Genomic DNA, 22,329 nt, shown 5'->3' with positions numbered 1-22,329 from the left:
CCGCTTGTTTGCGTGTGGGATATTCTCGCAGACAAATGAACGATTAGCATGGGCTATACGTATTATAAATATTCTGTTGAAAAAGGCGTATAAGACGGAGATATACGCTCTTCGAAAACCGCATACACCAAAGAAGAGGTGAAGGGAATGCTTACAATCACACATTTTACCAAGAGCTACAAGGGAGGTAAAAAGGCGGTAGATGACTTGAATTTAGTGGTCGAGCGAGGCGATATTTATGGCTTTATCGGCCATAACGGTGCAGGCAAAACAACGACCATCCGGGCAGTAGTTGGTGTGCTTGATTTTGAGGAAGGGGATATTGCAATTGACGGCATCTCCATTAAGAAAGATCCGGTGGCCTGCAAAGCGAATACTGCGTATATTCCTGATAACCCGGATCTGTACGACCATCTTACCGGGATACAGTACTTGAATTTTATTGGTGATCTCTTTGGCGTATCCAAGGCGGACCGTGAGCGGCTCATTAAAAAATACAGCGATGCTTTTCAGATTACGGCGAATTTAGGGGATATGATCTCATCCTATTCTCATGGTATGAAGCAGAAACTTGCCATAATCTCTGCTCTCATTCATACACCAAAGTTGTTAGTGTTAGATGAACCCTTTGTTGGCCTTGATCCAAAGGCAGCTCACATGTTAAAGACTATCATGGTAGAACTGTGCAGCAACGGCAGTGCCATTTTCTTTTCAACCCATGTACTGGATGTGGCAGAGAAGCTCTGCAATAAGATAGCGATCATCAAGGGGGGACAATTGATAGCCCATGGCAAGACGGAAGAAGTAAAGGGCAAGAATAGCCTGGAAGATGTATTTCTGGAGCTGATAGATAATGATTAATATTTGGAGATTAACAAAGATCCAGTTACTCTCTTCCTTTGGCTTGAATAAAGCGCTGCATACCAAAGATGTAAAGGAAAGACGCAAATCGCTTCTGCTGAGCATCGGTATTCTGGCAGGTGTGCTCATGATAGCAGCGGCTTCCTTTGGATACAGTTTTATGATGGCGCTGGCCCTTGAACAAATGGGCCGGATGGACCTGCTGCTGGCCATAATGATGGCTGTTACTTCACTTGTAGGGTTCTTCACAACGGTCTATAAGGCGAGCGGTGTATTATTCAGCTACAGAGACTACGATTTGGTGATGTCGCTGCCTATCAAGACGAGTCATGTTGTCGCAAGCCGTATGCTTCAGCTCTATGTGCTGAATTTGTTTTTTTCGGTCATGGTAATGCTGCCAGCAGGTATGGTCTATGCTATAAAAGTGAATCCCGGGGCGTTATTTTATCTGTTTTTTCTAATAACACTCTTCTTTATTCAATTACTGCCGATTATTGCTGCAACGATTATTGGCTCATGCATTAGCTGGATCTCTTCCCGGTTTAAAGCGAGCCGGATAATCAGCCTGGTCTTAACCTTTGCCGTAATGATTGCACTGATGGTTGGTTCATTTGGGATGAATGAAAACGGGCAGGCGCTTGCTGATATGGGGACTGGGCTGGCAGAAATGGTATTTAAACTGTATCCCCTTGCAGCCGTGTATGTAGATGCTGTTTGTTCGTACCGGATGAGCTCATTGTTATTATTTATCGCGCTATCGGTACTTTCATTTATGATATTTGCCACTGTACTTGGCACAAGATATAAAGCTATTCATACAGGGTTAACGACCTCCCATGCAAGCGGTAAATATATAATGAAGCCGTTGGAAGCCTCATCTCCATTTCGTGCACTGTATAAGAAGGAGTTGCGCCGGTATTTTAGCTCTTCTATTTATGTGCTGAATACTAGTATGGGCATGATCCTATTACTGGTGATGTCGATTGCCTTATTGTTTGTCAGCCCGGAGAAGCTGGGGGAACGGATCGAAATCCCACAATTCTCCCGCTATCTGAGTACGCTGGCTCCAATCATAGTTTCCTTATTTGTAACTTTGAGCTGTACAACGTCAAGCGCCATTTCCCTTGAAGGTAAACATTTGTGGATCCTGCAAAGCTCACCCGTATCGAAACAAAGCATATTGCTTAGCAAAGTTGCCGTGAACCTCACCATTACACTGCCGATTGTGGTTGTGAGTGGTGTACTGCTTATGATATCGCTGCGTATGGGGTGGACCGAAAGCTTATTATTGCTTGTTATCCCTTCGATATATGCTTGTTATTCAGCGATGATGGGCGTTATTATTAATTTGAAATTGCCTAACCTGGAGTGGACAAGTGAAGTTGCGGTGGTCAAACAGAGTGCGGCTATCCTCGTATCTATGTTCACAGGGATCATTAGTCTATTATTTCCATTGGGGACATCCCTTCTTCTGCCCCATGTGAATGGCAAACTCATGATGTCAGGTGTTGGAATGATTATGATAGCGGTATGCATAGCAATGTTCAGATATATACAGACAAAAGGGGAGCAGTTGGTTCAGAAGCTGTGACACATCTAACGGAGGGTCCCGCACATGGCTAAAACTATTGTAGAAAAATTAAATTTACACAAATTCAAAAGGGTTGCTGTATTGTACAGACCAGAGGATGAACATAGTTTGTCGGGGTTAGGAGATCATGTTACCGAATTAACAGACAGCCAGTATGATCTCATTTTTGCCTATGTGCTCAATATGAAGTCGCTGCAGGATCTCGTCAATCAAGTGATTGATCATAACTATTTAAATAAAGGCGGCTATTTGTACGCAGCTTATCCCAAAAAGGGGAATAAGGTTTATTCCACCTATATCCATAGAGACAGCCTTTTTGAAGGAGTAGGGGCCGGTGAGGACGGCTATATTGGATCGAGCAGCCTGAAATTTGCGCGTATGGTGGGCTTAAACGATGTGTTTACCGTTGTCGGTTTTAAAGAGGAGGCACGAAAGAAAAAGGATACGTCCTCCAAGCCGAGTCAGCGTGTGGACGATTATACCTCTATGATCCCTGCCGTGGAAAAAGAGTTGCAGGATAGTCCGGAGGCGTTGGCTTTGTACCAATCCCTGACTCCCGGTTACCGGAAGGATTGGGCCCGGTATGTTTACAGTGCCGTACAAGAGGAGACTAGAGCAAAACGGCGGGCAGAAATGAAAAAGATTCTAGGCGAGGGATATAAAAGCGTCGATATGTACCGGAGAGATAAGCCGTAACCAGGCTAGCCCTCCATTTACAAAAAGTTACTTTTAAGGAGGAAAACTTGGGATTTTTCAATATGGGATTGAATATACCTATCATGAAGATGAAACATCAGCTTGTTTATTATTTAGGGTTCAGTCTTGAATTTACAGCGTGAATTTTACAAAGGCGCAGTTGTCCGTTAATACTTCTTTTACACTCATCTTCTATAGTTAAGCAATTATAAACAATAGAGGGGAACATTGAACTCAATGAAAACATGGGAAACTGTACTATCTACGCTGCTCCTTGCAGGTGCTCTACTCCCTGCCGCAACAACAAACGCAGCGCCAGCCTCAGGCCTAAATGGATATGAACCTCTGCGCAAGCATATGGAAGAGATCGGAGCAACAATCACTTGGGATAGCGACGATAAGTCGGCACTGGTCAAGCTGAAGAACGGATTCGCAGGCACGTTCACAACCGGCGAGAAGGAATATCGTCTTGCGGGTAAAGCCGGCGAGCTTGCAACGGAGGTCAAATTAGTCGGTGGCAAGATGTACATTCCTTCCAAGCTGCTTCAAGCTATTCTTGCGGAAAATGCAAAGTTCACCAATTCCGCTGATATCATCACCCCTTATCCGGTAACCGCCCAGGTTGAGACGGCAGCTGTTGAAGATGGCGAGGATGCAGCCGATGACCCGGCCATCTGGCTCGATTCTGCGAACCCGGCGAACTCCAAAATCATTGCTACAAATAAAGGCGGGGGCGTCCTTGTCTATGATTTGAACGGTAAAGAGCTTCAAAATTATAAAGTGGGAAAGATGAATAATATCGATATTCGTTATGATTTTCAGCTTGGCGGTAAAAAAGTAGATATTGTTGGCGCGACGAACCGTTCTACGAACACGATTGATATTTTTGCCATGGATGGGGCAACCGGGAAGTTGACGGACATCGCAGCACAACCCATTAAAGCGAAGATGGAAGAGGTATACGGATTCAGCTTTTATCACAGCTTGAAATCAGATAAATATTACGCATTGGTGCTGGGCAAAGAGGGCGAATTTGAGCAATATGAGCTGGCCGATAATGGAAATGGCAAAGTTTCAGGCAAGCTCGTTCGCGAGTTTAAGCTGGCTACGCAATCCGAAGGCATGGTAGCCGATGATGAATATGGCAAGATGTACATTGCAGAAGAGGACTACGCGATCTACAAATATGATGCGGAGCCTGACGGCGGCACCAAACCTCTGTCCACTGTTGATATTGCGGATGGACGCCGGCTGCAGGATGATATTGAAGGGTTGACTCTCTATTATGGCGCCGGCGGCCATGGTTACTTAATCGCCTCCAGCCAAGGCAGCGACAGCTATGCGATATATGACCGTGAAGGCAATAACGCCTACCTTACCAGCTTCAAAATCGCCGATGGCCCATTGACCGATGGCACCTCGGTAACCGACGGTATCGATGTACTCGGGTTCGGACTGGGCGAACAGTTCCCTTATGGCATTTTCATCGCACAGGATGATTCCAACATCAACAATGGCAAAGAGCTTAACCAAAACTTTAAAGTGGTAGCCTGGGATCAAATTGCAAAAGGTGCAAAGACTCCGCTTCTGATGGACAACAAGGTTAATCCTCGTGAACTTGTGGACCGCAGTGCAAAGTGATAGTTCTTAGCAGCTGAAGTCCAAGCTATATGGCAAAGAGCATTTTTCTCACAAGCAGCCTCCAACCCCGCATTTCAGGGGTCATGGGGGCTGCTTTGATTTATTCAGTAAGGAATCAGCCATCGAGAAGCGGGCCCAGCAAGGCTATTATGGAATCAAAGGCAAAAATAGTCTATCATATATGCTGATGAACGTAGGATTGAAAGCTGATTACAGATCGTACAAGGAGATTAGATGAATAATTCAATTAATATTCTCGTGGCCGAGGACGACAGTGACATCAGCCGGCTGCTGTGCAGCATTATAAGAAAAAGCGGTTACGTGCCACAGCCTGCCTTCTCCGGAACGGAGGCACTGCTTTATCTGGAGCAGCGGCCATGGAGCATGGTGCTGCTTGATCTGATGCTGCCGGGAATGACGGGCGAGGAGCTGCTTAAATGGATCCGCGTGCGGGGCGGTATGCCAGTCATCATCATTTCGGCCAAAGGTGAGCAGCAGACCAAGGTGTCGGCGCTGCGCGGAGGTGCGGATGACTTTATTACGAAGCCTTTCGACATTGAGGAGGTATCGGCGCGCATCGATTCCCATCTGCGCCGGTATGCGCAGATTGCTCCGCCGGCTGTGCCGGCCGTACTGCAGCATAAGGGACTGATGCTCGACCCTGATTCCAAGACGGTGACGGCAGAGGGGACAGAGGTTGCACTGACCGCCCGGGAGTACGAGATTGCCGCATTGCTTCTATCGGCACCGAAAAAGGTATTCACAAAAGCCAATCTATACGAAAGCGTATGGGATGAGCCATACTACGGAGACGACAATACGGTCAACGTCCATATGAGCAATTTGCGGAGCAAGCTGGCGAAGGCTGCGCCCGGCAGCGAATTTATCGAGACGGTATGGGGCATGGGCTACCGGCTGAAGCCTTAAGACATTCTTAAGAATTGGCTTTAGCCCCGCTTAAGTTTTCGTTTCTATACTTGGTCTATCACATAAGGGAGGCCAAGACGGCAATGAGCGAATATGTATTGCAAACGAATCAATTGTCTAAGAAGTTCAAAGGCAGCGCAGCGCTCGATAAAGTGAATTTGTCAATCCGCAAAGGCTCCATATATGGCTTTATCGGGCAGAACGGAGCCGGGAAATCGACGCTGATGCGCATTGTTACCGGACTTGCTTTTCCGTCCGGCGGAAGTATCGAGCTGTTCGGTGCCGGCGGTGAGCGGGCGTTGACCCAGGCCCGCAAGCGGATGGGGCTGATTATCGAGAGTCCCTCGTTGTTCCCCCACATGACCGCTGCCGAGAATCTGGAGGTGAACCGGCTCCTTCGGGGTATCCCCGGCAAAGACTGTGTTGCAAGGATGCTGGAATTGGTAGGACTACAGGGAACAGGCAGGAAGAAAGTGAAGAATTTCTCGCTTGGCATGAAGCAGCGGCTGGGTCTGGCCATCGCCATGCTAAGCGATCCGGAATTTCTAATTCTGGACGAGCCAACCAATGGGCTCGATCCGATGAGCGTCATCGAAATGCGCGAGCTGCTCAAGCAGCTCAACCACGAACGAGGGATAACGATTCTGATCTCCAGCCACATTCTGAGCGAACTGCATTTGCTGGCCAGCCATTACGGCATCATTCATCACGGCAGGCTGCTGGAGCAGCTTACTGCTCAGGAATTGAACGATAAATGCCAGCAGTACGTGTATATCAAAGCGGATAATCCGGACAAGGCGGCAACGGTTATTCAGAACGAGCTCCGCACCAACGATTTCGAAGTGATGCCGGATGGGGCCATCAAGCTGTATGGTCACACGGAACAGCCGGGCAAAGTATCGACGGCGCTTTTCTCCGCAGGCCTGGAAATTGAGCAGTTTATGCCGATGGGTGAAGACCTGGAGAGCTATTTCATGAAGCGGATCGGAGGTGCCGGGCATGTATAATCTGATCAGATCCGAGCTGTTCAAGCTGCGTAAGGACAGATCCTTCCGGGTGCTGCTGCTCGTAACCGCCGTTCTTTCATTGGCCTATCCGCTGCTTTACTATTTTGACAATAAGTCGAGTGGAGATCCGCAGTTCACAGGAGCCGAATTTCTGCTTAAATTTATGGCAAGCAATGGCTATGTGATCAAATTCGGCGTAGCGGCGCTGGCCGGATTCTTCATCGCGAGTGAATATGCAACGGGTGTCATGAAGACGATCGCATCGTCGGGCAACGACAGAGGGCGGCTGTTCACCGCCAAGCTGATCGGTTTCTCGGTTGGAGCCATGGTGATCTCCCTGGTATTCCCGGTCGTAAGCACGACCGAAGTTTCCCTGCTTTCAGGTTTCGGCCATCTGCCGGAAGGGGTAGACGCGTTCTTCATACCGCGGGCCCTCGGACTGACACTGCTGTACACTGCAGGCTACGCGGCGATTGGGGCGCTGTTCACTGCCGTGTTCACCGAAAGCGGCAAGACGATCGGCTTCTCGATGATTTTCTTCCTGATGATTGATACAATTTTAGGTGGCTTGGGTAAGTACATCCCTTTCTTTACTACAGTGTATGATTATTCCATATTCAAGCTGATGGGCGATATTAGCAAGCCCAGTATCGGCAGCGGCGATCTGCCGGCGCTCCTGCTTGTGCCGTTGCTGACGATTGTCGCAGCCGGGCTGCTCGGGATTCTAGTGTTCCGCAGAAAGGAAATAAAATAAAAGTTGAGAGGGGCGGAAGAGGCTTGCTGATCATAACGATCATATCGGTTACGGTGGCGGCCCTTCTGTTTGCCCACCTGCTGCTGATGAGGCGGGAGCTGGGGCGGATGACGGCGCAACTGCGCCATTATAATAAGGGGACAACCGGTAAAAAAATAGACGTGACTCTATTCGACCGGCGGCTCGAAGCGCTTGCGGGTGAAATTAACCGCCAGTCCGATCTTGTAGTCGGCGCAGAGGCCCGCAGAAGACGAACCGAAAATGAGCTGCGGCAGGCGATTGCGAACATTTCACATGATATCCGTACTCCGCTGACCTCCATCTTCGGCTATATTCAACTGCTGGAAGCAGAGCCTATTACGCCCGAGGAAAAGCACGAATACCTCACAATCGTTAAAAACCGCACGAAACGGCTGCAAGCGCTATTGAACGATTTCTTCGAGCTGTCCTTAATCGAATCTCCGGATTATCAGCTTAAGACCGAGCGGATCGGAATGACTGTCCTCCTGTCAGACATTCTGGTTGGTTTCTACGACCGGTTCAACGAACGGAATATTACGCCGGACATCCGGCTGACGAAGGAAGCGGTGACTGTATATGCCGACGAATCAGCCGTGCGGAGGGTTGTTGAGAATTTGCTTATCAATACTGTCAAGCATGCGGCCGGTCATGTGGAAATCTGCTTCGGGCAACGGGAGAAGACAGCCGAATTGAGGATCGTGAACGAAGCGAAGGAATTATCCGACATCGATGTGAGGCTGCTATTCGACCGCTTCTATACGGTCGACCGGACCCGGTCTGCCCAAGGATCGGGACTTGGTCTTTCCATCGCCAAAAGTCTCATGGATAAGATGAACGGCACGCTGACAGCGGAGCTGCACGAAGGCAGCTTAACAATGACCTGCCGTTGGAAGCTGTGAGGTACAATACCAGCTTAAGCCTCTCCTATGCATCATCCGATTCATAAAATGAGCATTTTTGCTTTCAATGATATTAACAATATGTTATTATCAATAAGGAAGTAAGATATGGATGATTTTATGATACACAAATCGGATGAAAGCAGAGGGGATGCAAGTGAATAAATCGTGGGGCGGTTGGAACCTGTTTGAATTGGCGTGGCTGGTGTTGTTTACCTCAATTGCTGTGGGGTTCACGGTGATTTCTAAGGATTCCTTATTCGGATTTACGGTCTTTATCACCGGGGTGCTGTGCGTGGTGCTAGCGGCGAAGGGCAACCTGATGAGTTATGTGTTTGGTATGTACAATACTGTTGGTTATGCATATTTGGCCTACGTCAACGGTTTATTTGGAGAGGTTATGCTGAATCTGCTATTCTTTGTTCCTATGAATGTCGTCGGCTTCTACATGTGGAAAAATAACAGTAATAACGGTAAGCTGTCCATGCGTCAGCTGGAGCTCAAGGGCCTGCTTCTAGTGGGGGCAATCTGCATAGCGGGCTGCCTGCTGCTGGGATTTGGGTTATCGTTCATACCGGGGCAGAACTCGCCGTATATTGATGCCATTACGACGGTGTTATCCGTTGTGGCTACACTTTTGATGGTTCGGAGATTCAAGGAACAATGGCTGGTCTATATCGTCCTCAATATGTTCACGGTGCTGCTGTGGGTCATTCGAATGCTGGAGGGGAGCGGGGAAGGCCTGCTGATGATTGTCATGTGGAGCGCATATCTGGTTAACGCTGTATACGGCTACTACAATTGGAACAAGGGAGCTAGGGAGGTGTCCGCATGAAGACACTTGGCTTAACACTCGGGAAGTTCGCCCCGCTGCATAAAGGGCATCAGTTCATGATCGAGACGGCGCTGCAAGAGGTCGATGAACTGATTGTGGTGATCTATGAGACGACGGTGACAACGATCCCGCTGCATGTCCGGGCGAACTGGATTCGCAAGCTCTACCCGGCGGTTCGGGTGATCGAAGCCTGGGATGGGCCGGATGGGTATTCGGACGACCGGGAGCATGAGATAAGGGAAGAGCAATATATTCTGGGGCTGCTGAACGGCGAGCAAGTGACGCATTTCTACTCCAGCGAATTTTACGGAAAGCATATGAGCATCGCTCTGGGCGCAGTGGACCGGCGGGTGGATGAAGCCCGCGGGCGGGTGCCGGTTTCAGCGACCATGGTCCGTTCCGATCCTTACAAGTACCGGGCATATGTGAGCGATATTGTATATCGGGACTTAATTACAAAAGTGGTTTTTGTGGGAGCGATGTCGACGGGCAAATCCACAATTACCGAAGCATTGGCCCAGCGGTATCGCACAACCTATGCGGGCGAATACGGGCGCGATTATTGGACGGAGCATCAGGTGGACCGCAGAATCAGCCTCAAGGCGTTCGATGAAATCGCTGTAGGCCATATGGAGCGGGAAGAGCAGGCTTTACTGCAAGCGAATAAATACCTTTTTGTCGATACCAACGCGATCACGACTTATATGTTTGCCCTGGATTACCACGGCCGGGCGCCTGAACGCTTAACCCGGATCGCTTTGGAAAATGCGCAGCGGTATGACCTTTTTTTCCTCTGCGACGATGATATTCCTTACGAGGATACATGGGACCGCAGCGGGAATCAGAAGCGGCATATTTTCCATAAGCAAATCATTGCAGACTTGAAGGAGCGGCGGATTCCCTATATTACGCTCCGGGGAAGCCTGGAGGAACGGATGCACAAGGTAGATGACGTGTTGGCAAAGTTCAAGCCCTACACTAATTATTTTGGCGAGCGCGGTAATTAATGTTATTGACAAAAAGCCCGGCTATGATTAATATTGAAAAATATTTACACGAAGTTGACATCAAAAAACTAAAAAGCTAAAAGCTATGATTGCTATGGATGACACTATAGCAGGAGCAGCTTCTGGAGAGACCGTGGGGATTCCCCGGCGCCGAAGGGTTCATAATCTCAGGCAAAAGGACAGAAGAGTACTGGATAATTCATTTGTTGTTCTGATCACCGTCAGAATCACTTATGTATTTTATTTATTATTCTTATGACCTGAGAGATTGGAGCCCATCCAGTCTCTTTTTTTATTGTCAGCATTCCTTGTTCGTTTTTTCACGTGGAAAAATTACTTAGATTTTAGAGGGGGAGTTTCAGTTGGCACCACAAGAACTAAAGAGGGATTTAGAGAATCGGCATGTTCAGCTCATTGCCATTGGCGGGACCATCGGCACCGGATTGTTTTTAGGATCGGGTAAAGCGATACAGCTGGCAGGGCCATCCATCATCTTTGCTTATCTAATCGTGGGTATTGCCGTTTTTTTTGTGATGAGGGCATTGGGAGAACTTCTGTTGTCTAAAGCAGGTTATCAATCGTTTACAGACATTGCCGAAGACTATCTTGGGCCGCGGGCGGCGTTTGTAACCGGATGGACCTATTGGTTTTGTTGGATCATGACGGCTATGGCTGACATTATCGCTGTTGGGGTATATGTCCAGTACTGGTTTGATATCCCGCAATGGGTCCCTGCCGTCATCTGTTTAATCATTTTATTAGGACTCAACTTATTAACTGTAAAAAATTTCGGCGAATTGGAATTTTGGTTTGCCTTAATCAAGGTAGTGACTATTCTCGCATTGATTGCCATCGGAGCCATTTTGCTGGTGATTGGATTCAAAACAGATGCCGGCACAGTGACGCTCAGTAATATTTGGACACATGGGGGAGTATTCCCGAACGGAATTTCAGGCTTCCTGCTTTCCTTTCAAATGGTTGTGTTCGCCTTTGTCGGTGTGGAACTGGTGGGGGTATCGGCAGCGGAAACTTCCAATCCGGAAAAAAGCATTCCGTCGGCGATTAATAAAATTCCTTTGCGAATTCTATTTTTCTACGTGGGTGCGATTATTGCCCTATTATCCATCAACGCATGGACGGAGCTTAATCCGGCAGAAAGCCCTTTTGTAAAAACATTCAGTTTAGTGGGGATTCCCATTGCCGCAGGCATTATTAACTTTGTCGTATTAACTTCAGCCGCGTCTGCCTGCAACAGCGGGATGTTCTCCACAAGCCGAATTCTATATAATTTGAGCAGAAATGAGCAGGCCCCCTCCCATTTTGCCAAGCTGAATAAAAACCATGTGCCAAGCAACGCTTTGCTCATATCTACGCTTGTCTTATCCGTTGGCGCTCTTTTGAGCAAGCTGATTCCGGAAACTGCCTTTGGAATCGTGACAACCATTAGTGCCATTTGTTTCATCTGGGTCTGGGGTGTCATTCTAGTCTGTCATTTGCGGTATAAGAAAACCAAACCCGAATTGCAGGCCGGATCAAAATTTAAAGCTCCGCTGACACCCTTTATTAATTATGTCGTCCTTGCGTTGTTTGCTGCAATCCTCATTATTATGCTGTTTGCTGAAGAAACGCGTCCGGCCTTATTGCTGACACCGCTATGGTTTATTCTATTGTTTGTTTTGTTTACGGTGAATAGAAGAAAGAGGGAAAAAACAAATATCCAAGGTTTTGAACCTATGGAAGGATAGCCGGGAATTCCTTTACTGTGGCTTTTTCGGGTTAATCCACGTTGTCAGGGTGCCATCATTTACCACAAAACCATTTCGCTTCTGCTTCGTCCAACTGTATAGGTACAAATCTATACAAAAGGTGATGAATATATGGATAAGCGCAATGCTGCACTTCTGTCTCTGCTAACCCTTTCACTCTATTCCTCCGGCGTTGTCCATGCGGATGCCCGGCCGCAGGCCGAAGCCCGGGCGATCTCCGTCTACCTGGACGGCCAGCGGATTCAATCCGGGGTCCAGCCGCTGAATCTAAACGGTACAGTGTTAGTACCGATGCGCGGATTATTTGAAGCGCAAGGGGCCAAGCTGTCCTGGAACAACGCGGATAAAACGGTCACCGCAATTAAGGCGGATACCACGCTTACGTACCGGATGGGAGCGGGAACTGCCGAGCTGAACGGGCAGACACTAAGTCTGGCGGTTCCCGGCCAAATTGCCGAGAACACGGCAATGATCCCGCTGCGCTTCGTCAGTGAAGCCTTGGGCAATAAGGTAGACTGGGTACCCGGCACCCAATCCGTGCAAATCTCCTCCGGGATTATCTATGAAACCTCGATTCTCCATGGAGTCAACCTCCGCAGCTTACCGGATGCGAAGAGCGATCCCGTAAGTCCGGAACTGCTCTCCGCAGGTACGAAGGTACATGTGGTGAGCGTTGTCGATGCCCTGTGGTTGAAGGTGGTGACCGGGAACAACCGGACGGGATACATCTCAGCCAAACCGAAATATACCGATTACACCAGCGGCTCCCTTACAGATAAGCAAGCGGAGGCTCTGATCGCTTACGGTAAGACCTTCCTCGGCACGCCGTATGAATTTGGCGCTTCACCTGACCAGACCGCAACCTTCGACTGCTCCTCCTTTGTGAAGCGCGTATTCGAGGATACCTTGTCCATCGAGCTCCCCCGTGTATCCTTTGACCAGGCGAAGGAAGGCAAGGAGGTCGGGCTGGACGGGCTGCGTCCGGGTGACCTGTTGTTCTTCAGCGCACGCGGTTTGGACATCGGCCATGTAGCGATATACGCCGGGAATAATCAGATCCTGCATACATACTCCACCAAACTTAACGTGCATATGGAGGCCTTCGACGGGCAGTGGAGGACGCGGTTCGTAACCGCCCGCAGAATTTTATAGGACAGCTCCCAAGGTTCTTCAGAGCTTTGATACGGTAGAATGTGATTGTTATTCCATTAATTACTAAGCAGGGCCATCCCGAATAAGGATGGCCCTAAAGCTTGCCGTTTGAGACAGCGCGGAGAAATGTCGTAATACTTTTACCCTGTTTGCATGAGGCCGGGTGTGGGATGATGGGTACATCAAAGGTTCGGAGTCACGGATTCTGAACGTTGATCTTCAGGCTATTGCGATCCTTCCTTCTACTTCATTGGCGAAACTAGGGTCGCAGCTTTCCTGAGGTACTTCTATCACGAGAGGAGGCGTCCAGGCTATCATATTCCTTCCTTCTGCTGAATCTTCCAATGATATTAGGGATATGGCTTTCCTGGACACTTTTTATGATGAACAATACCATCTATCTGCGCAGAGCAAACAAACTGATTATAAATGAAGGAAAAGGGCCGGACCGGCTTCCGAAGGCTCATTTGGCAACAGCCATCAAAAATATGGAGACACTTGGATTTACCTTCTCGCGCCCTTTGATACGCGCTTTGTGTACCTTATCCAAAGAGCAGTTCGAAGCAGTATACGATCAAATGATTGCAGACTTAAGGGTAATGGCAGGTGCGCATGTGAAATACTGTCCGATGTACCCGGCGTTCCCAATGCAGGTCATGCAGGCGGATGATGCGGAGCTGTATCTGAATGCCGTTTATCACTACCTTACCCTGGATCTGCCTGAGCATGGGGCTGCAGACAGACCGGCATTGCTGGATCAGATAAATCTGAAAGTGATTGATCTGGGAAGCGCAGCGGAGCTGCATGCCCTGATAAGCCAGCTTATACAGGCCAAGGGATCGATCTCCGAAACAGACAAACAAGACATAGATACCGTTCTGGAGTCCGCAGATCCCGATGCAATACATGAGATTCTTCCGTCCGAGATTCCATTCAAGGAGAATGCCGGATTCGTAGCTGCTTCCTTATTGAAGCATGAGAAGGCCAACGTAGAGCAGATTGGACAATATTTTACAACCGCTACGGATGTGCTTCGTTTGGCTGTGGCCTGGTCGGATGGCGATGTCAGTCTGGCTGAAGCCACGCGGTTCCGTAAATTCAAGCGCCGCGAGAGACGGTTGCTGCTTGGACTGCTGGAACGCTGCCACCCTATTACAGAAGATATGCTGAGATATAAGGAGCGCTGGATTCGGTTAGGTGAAATCCTGCATCCCTCTGAATATAAGCACCGGTATATGCGCTGTGAGGAAGCTTTTGCTATTTTACGCAATAATAAACCCTTTACGACCTTTAACGGAAGCGTAGAACTTGCATTCCAGTATCGTCAGATCTGGACGTTGATCGATCTGTTGATGCAGCGTCCGGGTGAATTTGCCAGAAGATTGGATCAATTATTGCGGTCAACCGAATATACGGAGTATGTCGTGCTGGCATTTGGTGAAGTGGCCAATCAAGTATCGACGCCTGTATTGCTTCAAGTGCAAAATCATTTTGCCCGCCGCCATGAGCCGCATGAGCTGCGTGTCTTTTTCCCTAAAGGAAATGTTGCCAAGGCCTTTGCTGTTCCCGATACTCTCCCGGAGATTGATGAAGCGGCATGCCAAGACCTTGTGCAATTGTGCGAACGGGTGCTTATAGAGAGGTTCTCCCTGCTCCCCCCTCTGGGAAGGGTATATGTCGATGAACGATTGCAGGATTATCATGTGCCGTTCTCCCAAAGGTCGGCAAGTAAAGCACTGCATACGATTGTCCGGGGAAGCCGTGTGCCGATGATGGAGGGGGACACTGTCCGTTTCTTCAGCTGGTGGAAAGAGGGGACGGTGAACGGTACGCCTACAGGCCGTGTAGATATTGACCTGTCCGCTGTCTTGTATGATCACAATTGGCAGTATGTTGAGCATATCTCTTATACGAATCTACGGTCCTCCAAATACAAAGCCGTCCACAGCGGAGATATCGTATCAGCCCCTCAAGGCGCATGCGAATTCATTGATCTGCATATTCCCTCCATCGTCGATTATGGCGGACGTTATATTGTGGCAACTCTCCATTCTTTCACTAACCAACCCTACTGTAACTTGCCGGAGTGCTTTGTGGGCTGGATGATGCGCGGGAAACCCGGCTCCGGTGAGATCTTTGAGCCTTCTACGGTTAGCAATAAAATCGATGTCACCGCTGACACGGAGATTGCCGTTCCCGTTATCCTGGACCTGGTAGAACGCAAGATCATCTGGACGGATCTTTCTCTGACCAGACACCCTCATTACTACAATAATGTGGAGGGGAACCAAAAAGGCATGGTCCTGATAGGTAAAGCTATGACTGATTTACGGAAACCCGATCTCTATGATTTATTCCGCCTCCATGCTAAGGCAAGAGGGGAACTAGTAGATACTGCGGATCAGGCTGATGCGATATTTTCGGTGGAAAAAGGTGTTACGCCATTCGATATCGAGCGGATTATGGCTGAGTATGTGGTTTGAGCGCAACAGTCTGCCCCTTTAGCGGCTGGAGGTTATCTTTCCACCGGATATTCAGGGAACGGGAGCTGAACAGGTCGGCTCCGTCCGATACCTGGTAGTGCAAATGCGGCTCGCTGGAGTTGCCGGAATTGCCAGCCTTCCCGATCACATCGCCTGTTTTGACCGAATCGCCTTTCTTTACGGTGACCGAGCCTTGCTTCAGATGGGCCAGAAAGCTGTATTCCCCGCCGTGGTCAATGACCACCACATTGCCGGCGGGCTCTTTTTCATTCGTGACGCCAACAGGCGTATTGTCGGGAATGTCGTTTACGACTCCGGTAACGACTCCGTCAGCGGGGGCAGTGATATTCTGCCCAAACGTATAGTAGCTCTCATTGTCCAGCGGATCTCCTTCGTATGAGAAACCACCGGCCGCCTGCACGAAGTCATAAGCATACCGCTGGCTTGCGTACTCATAGTGGTAGTTGTTCAATACGTTGCTGCCACCCCAGAATACTAGCCACTCCCCTTGGAAAGGCAGGGCCATGGCGGTTTTGGTCAGTGCGTTATCGGAATCGGGATAGGCGGACAACCCCGTAATGTTCAGACCGAGAATCGTACCTGAATCATCGAAGACAGCAAAGATCCCCTTATCGCCCGCCCCGCTAGTCCATACCCGCTGTTCACTGCCGTTCAGCAGCATGACCGTGGACGGGTTAAAGGCTGTAACCCCCTGTATGAAGGCCGAACCCATTTCCGCAACCTCTGCTTCGCTGATTTGCTGCTTAAATTCAGGACTAAACCGCTTATAAATTCCGCTGTAATTCCCGCTTAACAGAGCCTCGGCCAAATGCTCCGGCTGTACATCCTGTGGTCCGCGGGTACTGGTTTCTGGTGATGCAGCCGCCTTAGTCTGCGCCGTGTTTTGTGTGGGGGCTGCAAATGACTCCGGGCGTTTATTCATTGTATCCTCTCCTCCGCAAGCTGTTAGTAAGACGGCCAGAACCATTGTACCCGCCATCATTGTGCTTAAACTTCGCATGTCAGACTCCTCCCGGGCTGTTGATATTCTTCTTGCCTCTTCATTGTATGCTGCCAATCTTGCCGCTACTGTAACGCTTCATTAACGGTCTCTTAACTATGGGTTCCTGCCTGGAGAGGCGAATTAAGCTATTGTTAAGGTTAAGCAGCCAGTCAGGCGGAGCCAATCATGTTATGATAGTTGCGACTATGTAATGGAGAGGGGAACCGGCATGAATCAGGCTGCCATTCTGCTCGTCGATGACGAAGAGTCCATTATCGGGCTGATCAAGACGGTGCTGTACAAAGAAGGATTTACGGATATAGATTCGGCAGGGACAGGGGAAGCCGCAATTCTGGCCTGCCAGAGCAAGGTGTATGACCTGATCGTACTGGATGTGATGCTGCCGGGACGCAGCGGTATTGAGATTTGTCCTTTTCTGCGGCAGACCACAAATGCGCCTGTACTGTTCCTTTCTGCGCGTGTTTCGGATTTTGACAAGCTTACCGGCTTTGCTGTTGGCGGCGATGATTATATGACCAAGCCGTTCAATCCGCTGGAGCTGGTGGCCCGGATCCGCTCGCAGCTGCGCCGCTACCTGGGTAGGGTGGGCGGCCCTGAACCGGTTCAAGATAACGCTCCCCATAAACAGCCTTCCCCGGTCAATGCCGGACAAGGGCGACAGCCGTTTGAGCATAATCTCCGTTATGATTTTGGACGGTTTCAGGTGGATGAGGCGGCGGGTGAACTGAGAGTAGAAGGGGAGGTAGTCGCCTGTCCGGCGCTGGTGTTCCAACTGCTGCTGTTCTTCTGCAAGCATCCCAACCGGCTGTTCACCAAAAGCGAGCTGTACGAACGGGTATGGGGCGAAGGCGCGCTTAGTGACGATAACACGGTCATGGTGCATATTCACCGGATCCGGGAACGCATTGAGCTGGAGCCGGCAAACCCCGTATTTCTGGTCAATGTCAGAGGACTGGGATATAAGCTGGTGCAGCACAGCGGGAGGGACAAGGAACAGGCATGAAGATAAGAAGGCGGCTCACGCTTAGATTCGTGCTGCATTCGGCCATTGCCGGACTGGTAGTGCTGCTCATTGCGGCAGTAACCGTCTATTGGGTACTGATGCGGCTGTCGGAGATCAGTCTTTCCGATAATTTTCCTTCGGTTGGTTTACAGCGGCTGGTTGAATCCTCTAAGTTAGGCGAGGAAGGGATAGTCTTTGACCGGAAGCTTCTGGAGCTAGTGAAGCACAATAAAGGCTGGCTGCAGAGTCTGGACGAAAACGGAAAGGTGGAGAAATCCTACAACAAGCCTTCCGATGTTCCCGTGCAGTACAATCCGGGGGAGCTGGCCGCATATTGGAGGCTGCAAAAGGAGTTTCCTTATGACGTCTACCTCTGGATTCAGGAGAAACACGGCAGAGTGTACACACTTCTCTATGGAGTACCAAAGGCGGTAGAGCCATTGCTGCAGGCGCTGAGAGAAGAACACTCCTCCTACATGGATGGCAGGCTTATCCTCCCCGAAAAGATAGGGAGCAGGATTCGGGCACTGGGAGGGTACGTCCAGCTGCTGGATCTGGAGGGCCGCGAGCTGGCAGCGCTCAACCGGCCGGAATCGATTCCGGACACCTACACTGTACAAGAGCTTACTTTGCGTTTGAAATATCCCGAGAGATACGATTCCCGGATGGATTTTGCCTATGATGAGAATACCGGGAAGACCTGGGTGGTAGGGGTGCCTAACAAGACAGAGGGGCGTTCATCCAAAAACCCGCTGATCTCTGCAGAATTGCGCATTGTGCTGACCGGAATTGCCGGGATGCTGGGGGCGACCCTGCTGATCTTTGCGCTGCTGTCTTTCTTGAATGCACTCCGCTTCGGGGCGCCTATGTTCCACATGCTGGCTTGGCTCGATTCCCTCGGGCGGGGGACTTATGACGAGCCCGCAGACCGCAATGGCCGCCCGCGCAGCCGGCTCAGTTCAGGCAAATGGAGGCGGCGTTATTCTACCTTTGCTGAAGTCATGCTGTCCATGGATCAGCTGGCTGTCATTCTGCGGCGTGACGAGGAGCGGCGGCGGCAGACGGAAACACTGCGGGAAGAATGGATTACCGGCATCACCCATGACCTCAAAACCCCTCTGTCCTCCATAAAAGGCTACGCCCATTTGCTTGCGGAGGATGCTTATGACTGGTCCCCTGAAGAAGTCCGCAAATTCTCTGCCATCATGCTGGAGAAGTCGGCCCATATGGATACGCTGATCAGTGATTTGGCTATGACGTACCGGCAGAGATCGGGGATTCATGCCCCGCAAATGGAAGAGGTGGAGATGGATGCATGGCTGGGGAATGCCTTGATCCAGGCTGCAGCCAATCCGGAGTATGGAGAGGGGCGGATTATTTATCAATCCCCTGACAAAAAAATTACAGCCAGCATCTACCGGCCTTGGATGGAAAGGGTAGTCGGCAATTTAACCGCCAATGCCCTGCTGCACAATTCTTCGGACACACAGCTTACTGTGATACTAAGCGAGAGGGCTGACGGCGGGCTGACGATTATTTTCCGGGACAATGGCCAGGGGATGGAAGATCAGACGGCGGCGAATTTATTCGAACGGTATTACCGCGGGGGAGACTCGGCTTCCACAACCAACGGGTCCGGCCTGGGTATGGCAATCTCCAAAGGACTGGTTGAAGCTATGGGCGGACAGATCACCGTAAGCTCCGCACCCGGTAAAGGAACGGAGATCCGGCTTTGCTGGGATGCCCCTAAGTAGAGCAGGCGGACAGCAAATGTCCGGCAAGAGCAATGGCGAAGCGAAGAACGGTGGAGCTGCCATAGGATGAGGGGCCGGGTACTGCAAAGGTATAACGAGCCCCTTTCTCTTATGCAAAAATTTGTCTGCCGGAGCCACTCTGCTGATTTTTTTGCGAAAATCCCTCAATTGGGCTGCTATTTTCGGCTTACGTTTCCGCCAATGGCCCCAAGCTGAATTTCACCGTTCCCGGTCTGGGAAATCACGGCATCGCCTGTAATGTGATCCAGCTCCAGGGACCCGTCTCCGACAGCAGCCTCAACCGAACCTTCTACCTGGGTTACTGCAATATGTCCATTGATATTATGGATATTAACATCCGCATCAATATTGCGGACGGTAATATCGCCGTCCCGGTTGGTGAGCGTTACCGGGCCTTTGGTGTCGATTACCTCTAAATCTCCGTTCACGTTATCCACCTCCAGCGGAGCCGAGAGATCAGCAACCTTAAGTTTGCCGTCTCTATGCGAATCCAGTTCCACAGCGAGTTCACGCGGAAGTGTAATCTTCAGATCCACAGCTCCCGAACCCATAGCCAGCATCTGACTGCCAAAGGAAGCATCCAGATAAGCAGCAGCCCCTTCTGCCCGCAGCTTCAGCTTCAATTTATCCATACTAATGCCTTTGGCGGTGACCACGGCGGTGACCTCAATCGTATCCGTGTCTGTGCCGTTTACTTCAATTTCTCCGTTGCGGTTATCTATGACCAGCTTCGTCAGCTTGCCAGCCTCCAGTTCAAGCTTCTGCGTTGACGATGTTTCTTCGCCCTTGCTGCAAGCGGTTACTAGCAGCAGGCAGCCTACGATCATTAATCTCCAGGTCCGGTGCATTCGAATTCCCCTTTTCTAAATATAATATTGAAGAACATTGTGTATCGTTAGGAGACATCCCGTTTGACGAACAGGGTGTGCGAAAGAAGATGCATGACTGCCAGATGAAGTCCTATAAAAGCCAGAGAGAAGCCGAGGGTCATTCCTTTCACCGCCGGATCACCCAAGAAATAACCGATAAGGTCGGAATGGGAGAAAATAAAGAAACGGGTCCACGGCCAGCCGTTCATGGCGATAGCAATAACAAATCCCGCCACGGAGATGAACAAGGGAATGACAATAGCAAAGATAGGACTGCGAAAACCCGCAGATATCATAAAAGCCAGCGTAACTGAAATCAGCAGAAACGGAAGATGGAACAAGTAGCTGCCGAGTATTGAAAGAAGCATGGGCGTTTGGTGTACGGTGTGATCCTTCACATACATATAGCTGTCTCCCAGACCGCCCCAGCCGAACATGATTCCCCCGAACAGCAGGGAGAGCAGAAGGCCAACCAGCGTCAACCCCAGTCCGAACAGGATCGCGGCAATATATTTGGCGGCATAAACCTCTGTCCGGCTGGCCGAGCGGGTCAGCAGCAGCTTGATCGTGCCGGACACAAACTCGGCAGCTGCAATCTCTCCGGCAATAATGATTGAGATCAGCGAGACGGCAAATACAATGTTCCCTGAAAGATCCCCTGCAAAGCTCCAGGCATTCGTCTCAGGCGGCAAATTATGCTGCAGGGAGTATTCGTTCAGCAAAATATTTTTCTCCGCCTGCCGTATTTCAATCTGCAGCGCATCCGGTTCGGCAGCTTCCGCAGCCAGCCGATGATTCTCCTGCTCAAGCTGCGGCCTCCAGTCTGCCGCTGCGGTGCCCCCATCTCCAGCACGCACATTGATGATTTGGAGGATGACGAAGACCGCAACGAGGGCAATGAGCACCCAGGTCCGTTTTCTTTTGTAAATCTTCATATTCTCATTCCGGATATAGTTGATCAGCTTCAATGTCCTTGCCCTCCTGTAATCTCAAGGTATTTGTCTTCAAGCGTCCGCTTTACCGTGTTCACCCCGTATACGCTGATGCCTGAATCCAGCAGCTTCTGGCTGATTTCAGGAATGCGGTTCCTAAGAAGGCGCACGCGAAGCTGGTTGTGGCCGGCGGTAATTTCCGCACCTGACATGAACGCTTGCAGCACCTGAACCGCCAGCTCCGGCCGGTCCACCTCGAACTGTACGAGCGCGTCATTCTCCTGAACCAGCTCTGACAAGCGATGCACTCCGATCAGCTTGCCTTGCTGAAGGACGGCAACGCGGTCGCACATCATCTCCATTTCGGACATCAGATGGCTGGAGATCAGGATGCCGACATTCTCCTTGCGGGCCAGATTCTTCAGATGCTCCCGCAGCTCGTGGATGCCCGCCGGATCGAGGCCGTTGGTCGGTTCATCCAGCAGCAGCAGGGAAGGCTTATGCATCAGGGCTACAGCCAAGCCGAGGCGCTGCCGCATCCCAAGCGAGTAGGTGCTGACTTTGGCGGAAATGCTCTGCTCCAGCCCCACAAGTGCGATGATCTCTTTCAGCCTGTCCGCTGTGACGCCCGGACTCATTCTTGAGAAGAGGATCAGATTGTCATATCCGGATAAATATTTGTACAGATCGGGCTGTTCCACGATAACGCCAACCTTGCCCATGGCTGCGGAGAACTGCTGCCCGGTGTCGATTCCCTCAATTATGACCTGTCCTTCCGATTTGGAGACCAGTCCCACAATCATGCGGATGGTCGTTGTTTTTCCAGCTCCGTTGGGGCCCAGCAGGCCCAGGATTTCCCCTTTTTCCATTTCCAGTGATACATGGTCTACAAGAGTTTTGCGGCCAATGATCTTGGTCAGATCCCGTATTTGAAGCAGCGGCATAGCTACCCCTCCCTTTTCCAAATGATTGTAGTAGGATATAATTCTGCATATCGCTTAGCTGAATCCCGTTGCCCTTAACCTACCAAGCGGGCTGTCATATTGAACAGTTACTGCGTGTCATATGCGGGATGTGACAACAGAC

Annotated in this window: 19 protein-coding genes and 1 riboswitch; of the genes, 15 read left to right on the top strand and 4 right to left on the bottom strand. The window is 50.1% G+C overall.

Annotated features, from left to right (window positions below; translation table 11 throughout):
* Nucleotides 1–147 precede the first annotated feature (147 nt).
* The 13 genes from PGRAT_RS30520 to PGRAT_RS30460 all read left to right on the top strand — a co-directional run bounded on the left by PGRAT_RS30520 (nucleotide 148) and on the right by PGRAT_RS30460 (nucleotide 15,640).
* Nucleotides 148–861, top strand: coding sequence for an ABC transporter ATP-binding protein (locus tag PGRAT_RS30520; RefSeq protein WP_025705131.1), 714 nt, complete (start codon nucleotides 148–150; stop codon nucleotides 859–861).
* A 127-nt stretch (nucleotides 862–988) separates the two neighbouring features.
* Nucleotides 989–2,452: a putative ABC transporter permease subunit gene (locus PGRAT_RS30515; RefSeq protein ID WP_244884045.1), complete on the top strand. Its 1,464-nt coding sequence runs from the start codon at nucleotides 989–991 to the stop codon at nucleotides 2,450–2,452.
* A 108-nt stretch (nucleotides 2,453–2,560) separates the two neighbouring features.
* Nucleotides 2,561–3,148, top strand: a complete 588-nt coding sequence (locus PGRAT_RS30510) for a YdeI/OmpD-associated family protein (protein ID WP_337588164.1) — start codon at nucleotides 2,561–2,563, stop codon at nucleotides 3,146–3,148.
* A 237-nt stretch (nucleotides 3,149–3,385) separates the two neighbouring features.
* On the top strand, nucleotides 3,386–4,789 hold the full coding sequence (locus PGRAT_RS30505) for a phytase (protein ID WP_025705128.1): 1,404 nt from the start codon (nucleotides 3,386–3,388) through the stop codon (nucleotides 4,787–4,789).
* Nucleotides 4,790–5,023: 234 nt separating this feature from the next.
* Nucleotides 5,024–5,716 carry a response regulator transcription factor gene (locus PGRAT_RS30500; protein ID WP_025705127.1) on the top strand — a complete coding sequence of 231 codons (693 nt, stop codon included), beginning with the start codon at nucleotides 5,024–5,026 and terminating at the stop codon, nucleotides 5,714–5,716.
* An 83-nt stretch (nucleotides 5,717–5,799) separates the two neighbouring features.
* Nucleotides 5,800–6,723, top strand: coding sequence for an ABC transporter ATP-binding protein (locus PGRAT_RS30495; protein ID WP_025705126.1), 924 nt, complete (start codon nucleotides 5,800–5,802; stop codon nucleotides 6,721–6,723).
* The gene (locus tag PGRAT_RS30490; protein WP_025705125.1) at nucleotides 6,716–7,477 is read left to right on the top strand and encodes an ABC transporter permease; all 762 of its coding nucleotides are present in this window, start codon (nucleotides 6,716–6,718) and stop codon (nucleotides 7,475–7,477) included. Before PGRAT_RS30495 ends, PGRAT_RS30490 begins: the two co-directional genes overlap by 8 nt.
* A gap of 23 nt (nucleotides 7,478–7,500) precedes the next feature.
* Nucleotides 7,501–8,397 (top strand): sensor histidine kinase, encoded by an 897-nt coding sequence (locus PGRAT_RS30485; protein WP_025705124.1) that lies wholly within the window; start codon nucleotides 7,501–7,503, stop codon nucleotides 8,395–8,397.
* Nucleotides 8,398–8,554: 157 nt separating this feature from the next.
* On the top strand, nucleotides 8,555–9,232 hold the full coding sequence (gene pnuC, locus PGRAT_RS30480) for a nicotinamide riboside transporter PnuC (protein WP_238326782.1): 678 nt from the start codon (nucleotides 8,555–8,557) through the stop codon (nucleotides 9,230–9,232).
* A complete protein-coding gene (locus PGRAT_RS30475; RefSeq protein ID WP_025705122.1) occupies nucleotides 9,229–10,239 on the top strand; it encodes an AAA family ATPase in 1,011 nt (336 codons plus the stop codon). The genes pnuC and PGRAT_RS30475 overlap by 4 nt, the downstream gene beginning before the upstream one ends.
* 112 nt (nucleotides 10,240–10,351) lie before the next feature.
* Nucleotides 10,352–10,432, top strand: a riboswitch (glycine riboswitch).
* 169 nt (nucleotides 10,433–10,601) lie between these two features.
* Nucleotides 10,602–11,984, top strand: coding sequence for an amino acid permease (locus PGRAT_RS30470; protein ID WP_025705121.1), 1,383 nt, complete (start codon nucleotides 10,602–10,604; stop codon nucleotides 11,982–11,984).
* A gap of 132 nt (nucleotides 11,985–12,116) precedes the next feature.
* Nucleotides 12,117–13,157 (top strand): C40 family peptidase, encoded by a 1,041-nt coding sequence (locus PGRAT_RS30465; RefSeq protein WP_025705120.1) that lies wholly within the window; start codon nucleotides 12,117–12,119, stop codon nucleotides 13,155–13,157.
* 383 nt (nucleotides 13,158–13,540) lie between these two features.
* Nucleotides 13,541–15,640, top strand: coding sequence for a cytoplasmic protein (locus PGRAT_RS30460; protein ID WP_420329502.1), 2,100 nt, complete (start codon nucleotides 13,541–13,543; stop codon nucleotides 15,638–15,640).
* On the opposite strand, the gene PGRAT_RS30455 is transcribed toward PGRAT_RS30460, so the two are convergent.
* Nucleotides 15,618–16,583 carry a peptidoglycan DD-metalloendopeptidase family protein gene (locus tag PGRAT_RS30455; RefSeq protein WP_081758778.1) on the bottom strand — a complete coding sequence of 322 codons (966 nt, stop codon included), beginning with the start codon at nucleotides 16,581–16,583 and terminating at the stop codon, nucleotides 15,618–15,620. The genes PGRAT_RS30460 and PGRAT_RS30455 overlap by 23 nt on opposite strands.
* Before the next feature lie 289 nt (nucleotides 16,584–16,872).
* On the opposite strand from PGRAT_RS30455, the gene PGRAT_RS30450 reads away from it, so the two are divergent.
* Nucleotides 16,873–17,667, top strand: coding sequence for a response regulator transcription factor (locus PGRAT_RS30450; RefSeq protein WP_025705116.1), 795 nt, complete (start codon nucleotides 16,873–16,875; stop codon nucleotides 17,665–17,667).
* A complete protein-coding gene (locus tag PGRAT_RS30445) occupies nucleotides 17,664–19,421 on the top strand; it encodes a sensor histidine kinase (protein ID WP_025705115.1) in 1,758 nt (585 codons plus the stop codon). Before PGRAT_RS30450 ends, PGRAT_RS30445 begins: the two co-directional genes overlap by 4 nt.
* 176 nt (nucleotides 19,422–19,597) lie before the next feature.
* On the opposite strand, the gene PGRAT_RS30440 is transcribed toward PGRAT_RS30445, so the two are convergent.
* Genes PGRAT_RS30440 through PGRAT_RS30430 form a run of 3 tightly spaced genes read right to left on the bottom strand, consistent with a single transcriptional unit; the run spans nucleotide 19,598 to nucleotide 22,187 of the window.
* Nucleotides 19,598–20,290 (bottom strand): DUF4097 family beta strand repeat-containing protein, encoded by a 693-nt coding sequence (locus PGRAT_RS30440; protein WP_025705114.1) that lies wholly within the window; start codon nucleotides 20,288–20,290, stop codon nucleotides 19,598–19,600.
* 47 nt (nucleotides 20,291–20,337) lie between these two features.
* Nucleotides 20,338–21,279: a DUF2705 family protein gene (locus PGRAT_RS30435; protein ID WP_244884044.1), complete on the bottom strand. Its 942-nt coding sequence runs from the start codon at nucleotides 21,277–21,279 to the stop codon at nucleotides 20,338–20,340.
* Complete coding sequence (locus PGRAT_RS30430) at nucleotides 21,276–22,187, bottom strand: ABC transporter ATP-binding protein (protein WP_025703866.1); 912 nt, start codon at nucleotides 22,185–22,187, stop codon at nucleotides 21,276–21,278. The genes PGRAT_RS30435 and PGRAT_RS30430 overlap by 4 nt, the downstream gene beginning before the upstream one ends.
* Nucleotides 22,188–22,329 lie beyond the last annotated feature (142 nt).

It is taken from the genome of Paenibacillus graminis (genome assembly GCF_000758705.1).
GTDB lineage: Bacteria > Bacillota > Bacilli > Paenibacillales > Paenibacillaceae > Paenibacillus_AQ > Paenibacillus_AQ graminis.
This window is presented reverse-complemented; position numbering and strand designations above follow the sequence as displayed.

Excerpts from the sequence above, each read along its gene's own strand:
- PGRAT_RS30520 (WP_025705131.1), top strand. The coding sequence starts at position 148 with ATGCTTACAATCACACATTTTACCAAGAGCTACAAGGGAGGTAAAAAG.
- PGRAT_RS30450 (WP_025705116.1), top strand. The coding sequence starts at position 16,873 with ATGAATCAGGCTGCCATTCTGCTCGTCGATGACGAAGAGTCCATTATC.
- PGRAT_RS30430 (WP_025703866.1), bottom strand. The coding sequence starts at position 22,187 with ATGCCGCTGCTTCAAATACGGGATCTGACCAAGATCATTGGCCGCAAA.
- PGRAT_RS30515 (WP_244884045.1), top strand. The coding sequence starts at position 989 with ATGATAGCAGCGGCTTCCTTTGGATACAGTTTTATGATGGCGCTGGCC.
- PGRAT_RS30460 (WP_420329502.1), top strand. The coding sequence starts at position 13,541 with ATGAACAATACCATCTATCTGCGCAGAGCAAACAAACTGATTATAAAT.
- PGRAT_RS30495 (WP_025705126.1), top strand. The coding sequence starts at position 5,800 with ATGAGCGAATATGTATTGCAAACGAATCAATTGTCTAAGAAGTTCAAA.
- PGRAT_RS30490 (WP_025705125.1), top strand. The coding sequence starts at position 6,716 with ATGTATAATCTGATCAGATCCGAGCTGTTCAAGCTGCGTAAGGACAGA.
- PGRAT_RS30465 (WP_025705120.1), top strand. The coding sequence starts at position 12,117 with ATGGATAAGCGCAATGCTGCACTTCTGTCTCTGCTAACCCTTTCACTC.
- PGRAT_RS30455 (WP_081758778.1), bottom strand. The coding sequence starts at position 16,583 with ATGAATAAACGCCCGGAGTCATTTGCAGCCCCCACACAAAACACGGCG.
- PGRAT_RS30505 (WP_025705128.1), top strand. The coding sequence starts at position 3,386 with ATGAAAACATGGGAAACTGTACTATCTACGCTGCTCCTTGCAGGTGCT.
- PGRAT_RS30475 (WP_025705122.1), top strand. The coding sequence starts at position 9,229 with ATGAAGACACTTGGCTTAACACTCGGGAAGTTCGCCCCGCTGCATAAA.
- PGRAT_RS30500 (WP_025705127.1), top strand. The coding sequence starts at position 5,024 with ATGAATAATTCAATTAATATTCTCGTGGCCGAGGACGACAGTGACATC.
- PGRAT_RS30445 (WP_025705115.1), top strand. The coding sequence starts at position 17,664 with ATGAAGATAAGAAGGCGGCTCACGCTTAGATTCGTGCTGCATTCGGCC.
- PGRAT_RS30440 (WP_025705114.1), bottom strand. The coding sequence starts at position 20,290 with ATGCACCGGACCTGGAGATTAATGATCGTAGGCTGCCTGCTGCTAGTA.